Here is a 13,172-nt window from a genome sequence, read left to right as displayed (position 1 = left end):
CCATTTGTGATTCCATATAAAACAAGCATCTAAGTTATTGAGTAAGTGTTGCCTCAAAAACTAGATGCTTGTTTATTCATATGGGATAGGACCCATTCTTATGTTCTTCGTCGGAGCAATTTTCGGTTGTTATTCTAAATGAAGTGGAAGAGAAATGATAACTTTTGTTCCGGTTCCTTTTTCGGATTCAAATTCAACCGTTCCTTCATGAAGGAGGATGATTTGATTCACTATCGATAACCCAATACCTACGCCACCTTTTGATCGCGCTCGGGATTTATCTGCTCGGAAAAATCGTTCTGTGATGTGTGGTAAATCTTTTTTAGATATGCCCTCGCCATTATCTTCAATTTCAATGACAGCCAATTTATTAACCGTATTTACTCGAATAGAAATCAGTCCACCCTCATGAGTGTAAGATGAGGCATTGTCTAATAAATTAATAAAGACTTGTAATAAACGGTCTTCTTCCCCATTTACAATGACATCATCATTAAGTTCAGCTTGGAGTGTTTGTTGTTTTTTCTCCCGTTTTACTCGAGTATTTGTGGCAGCTTGATTTAATATCTCGGAAAGAACGAGTGGAGAAAGGACCATAGACTCAGATATAGCTTTTTCTAACTTTGTTAAACTGATTAATTGATCGACTAGCCGATTCATTCGATTAGCTTCTTTAAAAATAATCGAAGCATATTCTTGATAAACTTCCGGCTCTTCATTGACATTTGCTTCATGAAGCAGTTCACTATACCCTTTAATATAGCTAAGAGGAGTTCTTAACTCGTGAGATATATTTTGGATAAAAGAGCGCTTTTTCTCATCCTCTTTTGCTAAAGAAGTAGCTAAAAATTGAAATGAGTCTGCTAATCGAGATAATTCATTTTTTACATTAATCGAAATAGTTGTCTCGTATTTACCTTTGGCTAGCTTTTTTGCACCTCGTTCAAGTTCTACAAGAGGCTCAATATACTGGTGCTGGACTCGTCGCATTAAAAAAACGATGATAAGTAGAAATACTAAGCCTATCCCAATCACAAAAGGAGCAATCTGATAAAATGCATCATTCACTTCATCTACAGGGCGATACACTAAAATGATCGTGTCGAGAAATCCATTTGATTTAATAGGAGCAACGACACCAAGAATTCGAGACTGCAAATTTTCGTGATCTCTAATGATTGTAATAATTTCACCATTGATTAACTTTTGTCGTTCCTTTTCGTTAATGATCAGTTGTTCATTTGGATCAGAAAGAGGAAGGGCTGCCCCTAACATCATTGGATCATCCGTTACCACAATTTGCAGTGGTGATGAATCTAATGTCCATGTAAGTCGATCTTGAAACTCCTCTTCAGAAAGTTCCATATAAGCTTCTTGAAGGCTTATCGTCTTTTCGAGAAGCCTCTCTGTTTCGTTTTCTACATATAAATATTGATACAAATAGAACGTAATTGAAACAATTAATCCTACAACGATTAAAATACTAGCGCCAAAAAGAATCCACGCTTTCATTTGAATCGAGAGAAACCGTTTCATTCAGGAACCTCTAATTTATAACCCATTCCCCAGACGGTTTGGATTAGTGGTGCAGCGTGATCAAGTTTTAAACGAAGTGTCTTTAAATGGGTGTCGACCGTTCGAGAGGAAGCATTTAAATATTCAAATCCCCAAATTCGATCTAATAATTGTTCGCGAGAAAAAACTTGCTCCGGGTGTTTAATCAGCAATTCCAACACTTCAAACTCTTTTTTAGTTAAATTAACAGGTTTTCCGCTTACAGAAACTCGTTTTGACTCAGAATTTAATGTAATCGATTCAAACTGCCATTCTGTTTTGGACGGCTTCTCTTCTGTTGAGGTAGAAGATACTCTTCGAAGAATTGCTTCGATTCGGGCAATTAATTCATTTTTCCCAAATGGTTTCACTAAATAATCATCAGCACCCATTCGGAGTGCCTTCACTTTGTCTAATTCTTCTGCTTTAGCTGTGAGCATGAGAATCGGAACAGACGACGTTTGTCGAATGGCTTGGCATGTTTCATACCCATCAAGGCCTGGCATCATGATATCAAGAATAACAAAATCAATGTTGCTCGATTCAATAAGATTCAGGGCTGTTTCTCCATTTGTGGCAGTAAGTGTATTATATCCTTGTTTTGATAAAATGTTCGAAACAAGTTGAAGCATTCTTTCTTCATCATCAACGATCAAAACTTTCTTATGACTGTGTTCACTCATTTTATTCCCTCCAATAGAACAATAGCGTGGGGACCAGGAGCCACGTCTATTTCTTGTGTGATTTCAAATAGGTTCATATCTATAAATGTAATCGTGTGTCCATCTAATGCACTAATTAATAAGTAATCATCGTAAACAAAACTATAATAAGGATTGTATCCAATATCTAACATTTTGGTCACTTCCAATGTATCTGGATCGATTTCAAAAACTTCGTGAGAGCCATGGCTGATCGAGTAAAGCTTATCTTTATTTTTGATGAAATCGATCGGCATTAAGCCTGTTTCGATCTGTTGAATGGTTTCTTGATCTTTTAGAGAGAAAATAAAACTGTTACGATTCAACTCTCCGGTGGACCCGTGACCGCCTGCAATCAAATGCTCATCAAAATATAAAAGCCCATTTGGACGCTCTAAAATGGTAAAAGATTCTATTAGTTCTAATGTATCACCAGTAAATGACTGAATGCTATGATCATAGACATTTGCCACATAAAGTTCATTCTTATTGTAGTCATAGGTCATTGATGCAGGATGTTCGTCTGTAGAAACTCGTTTCACCGATGAATCAGAGTCCAGGTTTATTTTTAGTAACTCGTCTTCCATAGCATTGGTTGCATAGATCATCTCTGTTTCTTCTATATAAAGTAATTCATTGATTCCTTTGCCAACCTCGTACAAAGGTTTCAGTTTATGATTCGTAATATTTAAGCTAAATAGATACTCAGATTGTTGACTAGATAAGATAATTTCCGATTCATTTACCTTTGTCATATCAGATACAATGAAAGGAATATCTAATTCTTTTATGACGGTTGATTCTTCAAGGTCAATTACAGTTAAGAGTGGCTCCTTTAAATGAGAAACAAGCAACAAGTTATGATCAGATGCTGGGATATCCAGCGTTTCTCCTTCGCTCTGACAACCAACGATTAATAAAAGATATAGGATCATAGATACGGACGTAATAATGTTTTTATTGATAGGGATCAAATATATTCACCAACTTTTCGAAAAGTTACTAAGGATAGTTTACACGAAAAATGAAAAATAAATGTGAAATGATGGAGCGGAAATGATTTCATTTCTCAGATTTGATAGAGAACTCTAGAAAAAAGTTCCCAATGGTTATGCGGAATTTTACTATAAAGAGACGAAATTCATCTAATTATGTCAATATGAAAAAATATTCTAACATTTCATGAGAATTATGGTATTCTATAGTGACAGAAGTTTTTCATAGATTTATACATATTTTAGGTAGAGTAGAGGTGCTTTCTATGTTTAGTACGATAAAGAATATTTTCCGCGTTGGTGATTTAAGGAACAAAATTTTGTTTACGCTGTCAATTCTCGTTGTGTTTCGGATTGGTGCTCATATTCCTGCGCCAGGAGTGAACGCAGACGCCTTGAATTTTGATGGACTAGCTGCACTAGGTTTTCTAAATACCTTTGGTGGAGGAGCATTAGAAAACTTCTCGATTTTTGCTACGGGGATTATGCCTTATATTACTGCCTCGATCATTGTGCAACTATTGCGAATGGATGTTGTTCCTAAATTTGCTGAGTGGTCAAGAGAGGGAGAATCTGGTCGGAAAAAGCTAGCACAAGTTACCCGTTATGGCACGGTCGGAATTGCTTTTATACAAGCGTTAGGTATGTCGTTTGGTTTTAATAACATCATGCCAGGTTTAGTGCCGGATCCAAATATTGTCACATACTTAACGATTGCACTCGTCTTAACAGCAGGGACAGCTTTTCTCCTTTGGTTGGGGGAACAGATCACAGCCCACGGAGTTGGGAACGGGATATCCATTATGATTTTTGCAGGTATTGCTGCAGGGATTCCAAGTGGTGTAAACCAACTTTATGGCATGTATCTTGTTGATGCTGGGGAACAATTATTCATTAACATCATCACTGTTGGTTTAATATTATTAGCTATTTTATTAATTGTTGTCTTTGTGATTTTTGTCCAACAAGCTGTTCGAAAAGTACCTGTTCAATATGCTAAAAAAATGGCTGCAGGCGGGAAACCAACGGGAGGACAATCTTCACATCTACCGTTGAAAGTTAATACTGCTGGTGTTATTCCGGTTATCTTCGCCATGTCGTTGTTTATTTTCCCTCCAACTGTAGCGAACTTCTTTGGAGAAGGAAGTGCAACGGCCAGTTGGATTGTTCGAACATTTGATTACACGAATCCGCTCGGTATGACCGTTTATGCGGTATTGATTATCGCTTTCGCTTATTTCTATACGTTCGTGCAAATGAATCCGGAGCAGATGGCCGAGAACCTTAAAAAGCAAAATGGTTTTATTCCAGGCATTCGTCCAGGAAAAACAACAGAAAAATATATTATAAGAACGCTCTATCGTTTAACATTTGTTGGCTCATTGTTTTTAGCAACCGTAGCTATTTTGCCATTGATCGCTGCACAGTTTGCTGGCTTGCCACCTTCTGTTCAAATAGGTGGTACAGGACTACTCATCGTTGTCGGCGTCGCATTAGATACGATGAAACGAATTGAAAGCCAATTGATTGATCGTAAATATACAGGGTTTCTCAAACGAAGCTCTTAACAAAAAGCCGTCTTCCTCATTAATTGGGGAAAACGGCTTTATTGTTTCTTGCTTTCGCGGAGGGGGAAGGCAATTGTCGTGTGCGTGTGTTTGCTGCGTGTGTGCGTGTCGAATTTTGTCATAATGCACTTTCGGGAGGCTATAATGCACTTCCGACGATCTATAATGCACTTTCGGGAGGCTATAATGCACTTCCGACGATCTATAATGCACATCCGTGAAGCTATAATGCACTTCCCATATTTCTAGACAGTATTGTCCCCCAATTTCCCGCTAACATCTTTCAGTTAATAAAAAAACGGTAGAAATCTAAAACGTCGTTTACACCAATACGTATAAATTTCACCATACTTTTTCTCTAAAAAGAGCTCCTCTTGTTTCATCACCGTGTGAAGAGAGCTTCCTAACAGGAGAAAAACGAGTGGGAAAGCTAACCAGTGATTGCTAATAAATAATCCACATCCGAGAGTAATGATAAAGATACTTGTATGAAACGGATGTCGATGATAACGATATGGTCCATGGCTGTATAAAGGTCTTTCAGGAAGTGGAAGAATCGAATGATGATGGGATTGGGCCATGATAATTTGATATGTCCAAAACCGAATAAACAAGCCATGAATGAGAAAGAAAAATCCGATTGTTTTCACTAAATTGGTTGTAGATGATACTTGTTCTTTTAGTAAATAGCAAAGGAAAAGAGATAAAATCAATGTGGCCAATACTGCAATATTTATTGCTTCCTCCTTTCTTTTGAGCTCTCTTTTCTTGTAGTAGAAACCTTCAGCGATGATGCCAAAAATGAGAATGATTATAAAAATAGTGTGGTTATCCATAACTATAGTTTGATCGGAAAAGCTTTAGAATAGTCCCGTTTTATAAAGGAAATAGATGGAGATAACGTGTTCCCATTATTGAAAATGATCTATAATAGGGATTTAATTGGAAAATAATATCAATTTCGTTTATAATGATAGCCACATCAAACTTATTATGTTCAGGGGGATAAAATGGGGCATGTAACGTACTACCCAATAACTAGTGATCGACTTGTTGGAAAACTCCGGAAATATCACATGCAAATAATCATTCTTTTTTATGGAACGATCCTTGCTATAATTGGCCTATCCATTTATGGATTTTTTAATCCGACCGTGTTTCAATTTTCTTTTTATTATCATTTGTTCATCATGAGTTTTATCATATATTTCACCTATAAACCACCATTACCACATAATTATAAACAAGACACGTCAAAACAATTGTCTTACGAATTAGAGGACGATGCATTAGTCATTAGCTTCCAACAAAAAGAAAAAAATCGTATACCTTATACTTCGATCAATGAAGTGGAAAAATTTTCAAAGCGTTTAACCAAAATAAAATCGATTAACCCTGTTGGAAAACATTTTTGGATGACTCAGGGAAACATGGTTGGTTTTTCTGATGAGCACAATGCGTTATTCGTTTATTCTACCTCTATTTCAAGAGGGTTATTATTACACAGAAAATTTGAAAAGATAATCATAACGCCGGAAAAAGAAGATGATTTTATCCGTAATTTAGAAGACAAAATTAACGAAACTAAGCCTTATTCAAACACACGATAAGTACTTATTTTTGCGTCAGACAGGATTGACAAGAAAAACGAACAACAAGCATACATACTTGTTGTTCGTTTTTTTGTATATGAGAATCCGTTAGGCTGAAGTTAATATGGAAATTGATTGGAGTATCCTTGAAACTGTTGATACGATTCAGTTAGTTTTTGGCTATCAGAAGCTTCAAAACTATACCAACCTTTTTCAAACATCAAGTTAAACAAATTTCGTTGACACTGTTGAGATTCATTAAAGATTCCTTGGAGATCTCCATAAAACCCTTGATGACTTGCTTCATTTAAAGCAGTTGAGTATGAGCCTGTCATGTATTTTTCCGTTGCTAAAATGTCGTTAATATAATCACGATCATTCATTTGAGGTGTTTCAGGAATTTGTGTTTTAGGGTTTTGTATTTTTGTACCGCTCTGCTGTTGTTGCTGATTCATCGAATCGCTCCTTTCTTTTCTCGGTTATTGAATTGTACCTTGCTGTCCTTGTGTTTGTAGGTGAGTTAATAATCTTTGATAATGGTCGTAATGCATCTGTCCTGCTTGATCAAGTGCCTGAGAGATTTGTTGATCTGAACACTGTTCAGCGAAGGCATGAGCCTTTTTCATTGCTAATAAATTCCAAGAAAGCATATCATTGATATACAAATGATCTTTACTCGTGACAACTTCTGGTGGTTCGGTCATCATTTGCCCTTGATTAGGTTGTTGCTGCACAAAACATTCCTCCTTTTATTAATTACGTATCACGAATAGTTTTTGCGAAAGGAACGTTTCTATTCATAAAAGACATACATATTGATGGTGCAGAAGATATATTTTTTGCTTAGTAAAAATTAGCGGTTATGTTAAACGTCCGGGAGATTTTGGTTTGGCTGCGGGACGAGATCAGTATTATTCAACATTATAAAGCTAAAATTACAGAGTTACAGTAAAAAAATTCATGATAAAACCTTATACAGTCAAGGATAAAAATAAAAATATAAAATTTTCAGTCATTACTATTGCGTAAAGCTGGAAAATTTACTATGATTATAAATGTAGACAATTCGTGACAAAAACGATGCACTGGGGAGTGCAAAATTTTTTGCTCAAAAAATGAATGAGTATTCATTCAAATAGGGAGAAGGAGGTACTTCATGACTAAAAGAATCGGTAAAGTCGCTGTGTTAGGCTCTGGAATCATGGGTTCAGGTATCGCAGCTCATCTAGCGAATATCGGAATTCCAACACTTTTATTGGATATCGTTCCAAGAGAGCTAACAGAAGCTGAAGAGAAAAAAGGACTTACTCTAGAAGACAAAGTAGTAAGGAATCGCTTGGCTGCGGAATCCATTCAGAAATTGAAGAAACAAAAGCCGGCACCTCTTGCCAAAAAAGAAAATGTAGACTTCATTGAAGCTGGAAATATGGAAGATGATATGAAACGTCTTTCTGAAGTAGACTGGGTTGTGGAAGTTGTTGTTGAAAACCTAGATATTAAAAAGAAAGTATTTGCTCAAGTAGATGAATATAGAAAACCAGGTTCGATCATTAGTTCCAACACATCTGGTATTTCTATTGAAGCGATGGCAGAGGGAAGGACAGAAGATTTCCGAAGTCATTTCCTTGGCACACACTTTTTTAATCCACCAAGATATTTAAAATTATTGGAAATTATCCCAACGAAAGATACATCAAAAGAAGTGTTTGATTTCATGCGTCAGTTCGGTGAGGATACGTTAGGGAAAGGTGTTGTAGAAGCAAAAGACACACCAAACTTTATCGCAAACCGAATTGGAACATATGGTTTACTCGTGACTGTTCGAGAGATGGTTGAACGAGGTTACTCCGTTGGAGAAGTTGATTCTGTCACTGGACCTGCATTAGGTCGACCTAAAAGTGCCACGTTTAGAACACTAGACGTTGTAGGACTTGATACTTTCTTACATGTAGCAAAAAATGTATTTGACCAAGTAGATGGAGAAGAAAAAAATGTTTTTGATCCACCTGCATTTATGAAACAGATGGCAGAAAACAAAATGCTTGGTAGTAAAACTGGAAAAGGTTTTTACCAAAAAGTAAAAGGCGAAAAAGGTAGTGAAATCCTTGAGCTTGATTACAAAACAATGGAATATGTGGAGCGAAAGAAGCTAAAAGCCCCATCCGTTCAACAAAGTAAACAAGCAAAAGGAAAAGCAGCAAAAATGAAAGCGCTTATTTACGCGGACGATCGTGCTGGTGAATTAGTGTGGAACGTATTAAAACCAACGCTTCTATATGCAGCAGAAAAAAGCTCTGAAGTTGCCAACTCGATTTATGATGTTGACCAAGCAATGAAATGGGGATTCGGATGGGAATTAGGCCCATTTGAAACGTGGGATGCGATCGGTGTAGAAAAATCCGTTGCTCGAATGAAAGAAGAAGGCGAGTCGATTCCTGCTTGGGTGGAAGAGATGTTAGAAAAAGGAGTTACAAGTTTTTACGAAGCTCATGACTCTTACTACCACAATGGAGAATATTCCAAAGCGGTAATGAACCCGAAAGTCATTCATTTGAAGTCTTTGAAAGATAATGGCCAAGTGATTATGAAAAATACGGGGGCATCGTTGATCGATTTAGGTGATGACATTGCTTGTTTAGAATTTACATCGCCAAACAATTCTATTGGTCTAGACGTCATGCAAATGATTAATAAATCGATTGAAGAAGTGGAAAAGAACTATAAAGGACTTGTCATTAATAATCAAGGTAAAAACTTCTGTGTTGGTGCAAATCTAATGATGATTTTAATGGAAGCACAAGATATGAATTACCCTGAAATTGATCTTGTCGTTCGTCAGTTCCAGAAATCAATGGCGAATATTCGTTACTCAGGAAGACCTGTTGTGTCAGCGCCATTTGCAATGACACTAGGTGGCGGAACAGAAATTTGTTTACCATCTGCTAGTATTCAAGCGTCATCGGAAACATATATGGGTCTTGTAGAAGCTGGTGTTGGACTCATTCCTGGTGGTGGAGGTAACAAAGAGCTTTACCTCAGACAAATCGAACGATTACCTGAAGGAGTGCAAGTAGATCACCAAGCGATTGCGAACCAAGTGTTTGAAACAATTGCAATGGCAAAAGTGGGAACAAGTGCACAAGAAGCAGCACAACTTGGCTTTATTCGACCGCAAGATAGTATCAGTGTTAATGGTGATCATTTGTTACATGACGCAAAACAAAAAGCGTTGCATTTAGCAAATGATGGCTATCAGCCGCCAAAACGAGACAAAATCCCTGTTGTAGGTGAAACGGGTTATGCCACGATGCTTCTAGGAGCGAAAACAATGAAATTCAGTGGTTATATTTCCGATCACGATTTGAAAATTGCAGACAAACTTGCTTTCACTCTTGCAGGTGGAAGAGTAGCAAAAGGATCAAAAGTAGATGAACAGTATTTACTAGATCTTGAACGAGAAGCATTTTTAAGTCTTGTTGGTGAACCGAAAACGCAACAGCGTATGCAACATATGCTTTCAAAAGGAAAGCCGTTACGTAACTAATTCAACTAAAGGAGGGGAATTTCTTGAGAGAAGCCGTAATTGTAGCAGGTGCTAGAACACCTGTAGGAAAAGCCAAAAAAGGAAGCTTCGCAAGTGTAAGACCGGATGATTTAGGCGCTATTACGATCAAAGAAACGTTGAGAAGAGCGAATAACTTTGATCCTAATCGAATTGAAGATGTCATCATTGGTTGCGCCATGCCAGAAGCGGAGCAAGGGATGAACATGGCTCGAAATATTTCTGCTATTGCAGGATTACCAGAACAAGTGCCAGCTATTACGATCAATCGCTACTGTTCTTCCGGACTTCAAAGTATAGCTTACGGAGCGGAAAGAATTATGCTTGGTCATTCGAAAGCGATCATCGCTGGTGGTGCGGAATCGATGAGTCTTATTCCTATGGGAGGACACGTGATTGCACCAAATCCTAGTTTAGTAGAAAATGCTCCGGAGTATTACATGGGGATGGGTCATACCGCAGAAGAAGTAGCGAAACGCTTTGGCGTTAGTCGGGAAGATCAAGATGCCTTTGCTGTGGAAAGTCATAAACGGGCAGCAAAAGCAATAAAAGAAGGCAAGTTCAAAGATGAGATTGTCCCTGTACCAGTCACGTTCCGTTCCGTTGATCATAATCATAAACTCGTAGAAAAAGAAGTGAGTGTTGATACCGATGAAGGAGTACGTGAAGGAACAACTTCAGAGGCACTAGCAAAACTTAGACCTGCTTTCAGCGTTCAAGGTGGAACAGTCACAGCAGGTAATGCCTCGCAAATGAGTGATGGTGCTGCATCTGTTCTCGTCATGGATCGTGAAGAAGCAGAAAGAGATGGATTGACACCTCTAGTGAAATTCCGCTCCTTTGCTGTAGCAGGGGTTGCGCCTGAAATTATGGGGATTGGACCAGTTGAGGCGATTCCTAAAGCAGTTAAACTAGCAGGACTAGAAATGTCAGACATTGGTCTTTATGAACTTAATGAAGCCTTTGCTTCTCAGTCATTGCAAGTTGTTCGTCAGCTAGGATTAGACCATGACAAAGTAAATGTCAATGGTGGAGCGATTGCTCTTGGGCATCCACTAGGATGTACTGGAACAAAATTAACATTAGGGCTTATTCATGAAATGAAACGCCGCAATGAGCAGTTCGGTGTTGTGACGATGTGTATCGGTGGCGGCATGGGTGCGGCAGGAGTATTCGAACTGTTGTAATAGACTATGTGCTTCATGAACGATCCATCTATGGAATATAAATGAATGATCTAAAGGTGAGGCGAGCTGAGGGACCTCCTCGTTTCACCTTTGAAATAAACCTTGTGAAAAAAGGGTAGTGAAGTGTTTTTTCGTCAAAAGACCCTTTGACTCATGGTAAAAAGTAAAAAATGATTACGATATTATGAGGAGGAACGTAAAAATGGCGACAGCGGATAAAACGATCAAAGGCGGTAGCTTTTTATTAGATGATATTTCCCCAGAACATGTTTTTACACCAGAAGATTTAACTGATGAGCATGTGATGATAGCAAAAACAACGGAAGATTTCGTGAAAGAAAAAGTAATACCAGAAATCGAGTTCATTGAAAATCATGAATTTGACCGTTCGGTAAGGCTTTTAAAAGAAGCTGGTGAATTAGGTCTCTTAGGTGCTGATGTACCTGAAGAGTATGGTGGAATTGGATTAGATAAAATTAGTTCTTCTTTAATCACAGAGAAATTTGCATTAGCAGGATCATTCTCATTATCACACGGAGCTCACGTTGGAATTGGATCGTTACCGATTGTCTTTTTCGGTACAGAAGAACAGAAGAAAAAGTATCTTCCTTCCCTTGCCACTGGTGAAAAAATTGCAGCTTATGCTTTGACAGAACCTAGTTCAGGATCAGATGCATTGAGTGCAAAAGCAACAGCCAAATTAAATGATGCAGGAACGCACTATGTGATCAATGGAGAAAAACAGTGGATTACAAACGCTGGGTTTGCAGATGTGTTTGTTGTTTATGCAAAAATAGACGGAGAACATTTCTCAACGTTCATTGTTGAAAAAGACTTTGAAGGTGTTTCTACTGGACCGGAAGAAAAGAAAATGGGCATAAAAGGATCATCTACACGTACATTAATACTTGAAGATGCTCTCGTACCAAAAGAGAATTTACTTGGCGAAGAAGGAAAAGGTCACGTCATTGCGTTTAACATTCTAAATATTGGACGTTACAAGCTTGGTGTAGGTTGTGTAGGTGGAGCGAAGCGTGCAATTGAACTATCTGCTAAATATGCGAATGAAAGAAAACAATTTAAGCTACCAATTTCTAAATTTACGTTGATCCAGAAAAAACTTGCTGAAATGGCAGCGAAAACATATGCAGTAGAGAGCACGATTTATCGCTCAGGTGGTCTCATTGATAAAGCATTTGACAGCTTAACAGCAGAAGAACAAAAAGATGGCGCTAAAGTAGGTAAAGCCATTGGTGAATATGCGATTGAGTGTTCATTAAACAAATTCTTCGGTTCGGAAGTTCTAGATTTTGTTGTTGACGAAGCGGTTCAAATTCATGGTGGATACGGATTCATGGCAGAGTATGAAGTGGAATCCATGTACCGAAATTCACGAATCAACCGTATTTTTGAAGGAACAAATGAAATCAACCGCATGCTCGTACCAGCTACGATCATGAGAAAAGCAATGAAAGGTGAATTGGCTCTTCTTGAAAAAGCAACTGGATTGCAAGAAGAACTAATGATGATGATGCCTGAAGAAGTGGGCGATGAGCCGTTAGAACAGGAAAAGTACCTTCTAGCAAATGCAAAGAAAATTTTCTTAATGATTGCTGGAACTGCAGCGCAGAAATATGGAGAAAAGCTACAAAAAGAGCAAGAAATGCTTGCAAATATTGCAGACCTTGTTAACGAGATTTTCAATATCGAATCTTGTGTGTTGCGTACAGAAAAAGCGATTAACAGAGATGGTTTAGAAAAGGCAAATCAAAAACTTCTAATGACAGAAGTGTATTCACAAGAAGCTTTCAACAATATTGAAGCGATTGCAAAAGAGTCACTCGTAGCATTAGAAGACGGTGATAGCTTGCGCACGATGCTTTCTATCTTAAAGAAATTAACTCGGCACACGCCAATCAACTTGATTTCGAAAAAACGTGAGTTAGCAGTAAAAGTAATCGAGCAAGAAAAGTACGTATTGTAATTTATTAGAACGGCAAAAAATCTTTATTT

General features: G+C 37.8%; 11 protein-coding genes. 5 read left to right on the top strand and 6 right to left on the bottom strand.

The window, feature by feature from the left end; all coding sequences use genetic code 11:
• Positions 1-129: 129 nt before the first annotated feature.
• Genes QDN89_RS07250 through QDN89_RS07240 form a run of 3 tightly spaced genes read right to left on the bottom strand, consistent with a single transcriptional unit; the run spans position 130 to position 3,229 of the window.
• Positions 130-1,536 (bottom strand): sensor histidine kinase, encoded by a 1,407-nt coding sequence (locus QDN89_RS07250; protein WP_280769445.1) that lies wholly within the window; start codon positions 1,534-1,536, stop codon positions 130-132.
• Positions 1,533-2,237, bottom strand: a complete 705-nt coding sequence (locus QDN89_RS07245) for a response regulator transcription factor (RefSeq protein ID WP_280769444.1) — start codon at positions 2,235-2,237, stop codon at positions 1,533-1,535. Before QDN89_RS07245 ends, QDN89_RS07250 begins: the two co-directional genes overlap by 4 nt.
• On the bottom strand, positions 2,234-3,229 hold the full coding sequence (locus tag QDN89_RS07240) for a YncE family protein (protein ID WP_280769443.1): 996 nt from the start codon (positions 3,227-3,229) through the stop codon (positions 2,234-2,236). Before QDN89_RS07240 ends, QDN89_RS07245 begins: the two co-directional genes overlap by 4 nt.
• Before the next feature lie 287 nt (positions 3,230-3,516).
• Between QDN89_RS07240 and secY the strand changes: the two genes are divergently transcribed.
• A complete protein-coding gene (gene secY, locus QDN89_RS07235) occupies positions 3,517-4,818 on the top strand; it encodes a preprotein translocase subunit SecY (RefSeq protein ID WP_280769442.1) in 1,302 nt (433 codons plus the stop codon).
• Positions 4,819-5,105: 287 nt separating this feature from the next.
• On the opposite strand, the gene QDN89_RS07230 is transcribed toward secY, so the two are convergent.
• Complete coding sequence (locus tag QDN89_RS07230; protein WP_280769441.1) at positions 5,106-5,654, bottom strand: methyltransferase family protein; 549 nt, start codon at positions 5,652-5,654, stop codon at positions 5,106-5,108.
• Positions 5,655-5,828: 174 nt separating this feature from the next.
• Between QDN89_RS07230 and QDN89_RS07225 the strand changes: the two genes are divergently transcribed.
• Positions 5,829-6,428, top strand: coding sequence for a PH domain-containing protein (locus tag QDN89_RS07225; RefSeq protein ID WP_280769440.1), 600 nt, complete (start codon positions 5,829-5,831; stop codon positions 6,426-6,428).
• Positions 6,429-6,529: 101 nt separating this feature from the next.
• Here QDN89_RS07225 and QDN89_RS07220 read toward each other — a convergent pair whose 3' ends face one another.
• Both QDN89_RS07220 and QDN89_RS07215 read right to left on the bottom strand, forming a co-directional pair.
• Entirely contained in the window at positions 6,530-6,865 is a 336-nt protein-coding gene (locus QDN89_RS07220) for a spore coat protein (protein ID WP_280769439.1), read from the bottom strand.
• Positions 6,866-6,889: 24 nt separating this feature from the next.
• Positions 6,890-7,117: a hypothetical protein gene (locus tag QDN89_RS07215; protein ID WP_280769729.1), complete on the bottom strand. Its 228-nt coding sequence runs from the start codon at positions 7,115-7,117 to the stop codon at positions 6,890-6,892.
• Positions 7,118-7,566: 449 nt separating this feature from the next.
• Here QDN89_RS07215 and QDN89_RS07210 point away from each other — a divergent pair, with 449 nt between their 5' ends.
• The 3 genes from QDN89_RS07210 to QDN89_RS07200 all read left to right on the top strand — a co-directional run bounded on the left by QDN89_RS07210 (position 7,567) and on the right by QDN89_RS07200 (position 13,143).
• Positions 7,567-9,954: a 3-hydroxyacyl-CoA dehydrogenase/enoyl-CoA hydratase family protein gene (locus tag QDN89_RS07210; protein WP_280769438.1), complete on the top strand. Its 2,388-nt coding sequence runs from the start codon at positions 7,567-7,569 to the stop codon at positions 9,952-9,954.
• A 23-nt stretch (positions 9,955-9,977) separates the two neighbouring features.
• Positions 9,978-11,159, top strand: coding sequence for an acetyl-CoA C-acetyltransferase (locus tag QDN89_RS07205; protein ID WP_280769437.1), 1,182 nt, complete (start codon positions 9,978-9,980; stop codon positions 11,157-11,159).
• A 202-nt stretch (positions 11,160-11,361) separates the two neighbouring features.
• Positions 11,362-13,143: an acyl-CoA dehydrogenase family protein gene (locus tag QDN89_RS07200; RefSeq protein ID WP_280769436.1), complete on the top strand. Its 1,782-nt coding sequence runs from the start codon at positions 11,362-11,364 to the stop codon at positions 13,141-13,143.
• Positions 13,144-13,172 lie beyond the last annotated feature (29 nt).

It is taken from the genome of Salipaludibacillus daqingensis, assembly GCF_029891575.1.
Taxonomy (GTDB): Bacteria; Bacillota; Bacilli; order Bacillales; family Salisediminibacteriaceae; genus Salipaludibacillus; species Salipaludibacillus daqingensis.
This window is presented reverse-complemented; position numbering and strand designations above follow the sequence as displayed.

Excerpts from the sequence above, each read along its gene's own strand:
- QDN89_RS07210 (WP_280769438.1), top strand. The coding sequence starts at position 7,567 with ATGACTAAAAGAATCGGTAAAGTCGCTGTGTTAGGCTCTGGAATCATG.
- QDN89_RS07220 (WP_280769439.1), bottom strand. The coding sequence starts at position 6,865 with ATGAATCAGCAACAACAGCAGAGCGGTACAAAAATACAAAACCCTAAA.
- QDN89_RS07200 (WP_280769436.1), top strand. The coding sequence starts at position 11,362 with ATGGCGACAGCGGATAAAACGATCAAAGGCGGTAGCTTTTTATTAGAT.
- QDN89_RS07245 (WP_280769444.1), bottom strand. The coding sequence starts at position 2,237 with ATGAGTGAACACAGTCATAAGAAAGTTTTGATCGTTGATGATGAAGAA.
- QDN89_RS07250 (WP_280769445.1), bottom strand. The coding sequence starts at position 1,536 with ATGAAACGGTTTCTCTCGATTCAAATGAAAGCGTGGATTCTTTTTGGC.
- QDN89_RS07230 (WP_280769441.1), bottom strand. The coding sequence starts at position 5,654 with ATGGATAACCACACTATTTTTATAATCATTCTCATTTTTGGCATCATC.
- QDN89_RS07215 (WP_280769729.1), bottom strand. The coding sequence starts at position 7,117 with ATGATGACCGAACCACCAGAAGTTGTCACGAGTAAAGATCATTTGTAT.
- secY (WP_280769442.1), top strand. The coding sequence starts at position 3,517 with ATGTTTAGTACGATAAAGAATATTTTCCGCGTTGGTGATTTAAGGAAC.
- QDN89_RS07225 (WP_280769440.1), top strand. The coding sequence starts at position 5,829 with ATGGGGCATGTAACGTACTACCCAATAACTAGTGATCGACTTGTTGGA.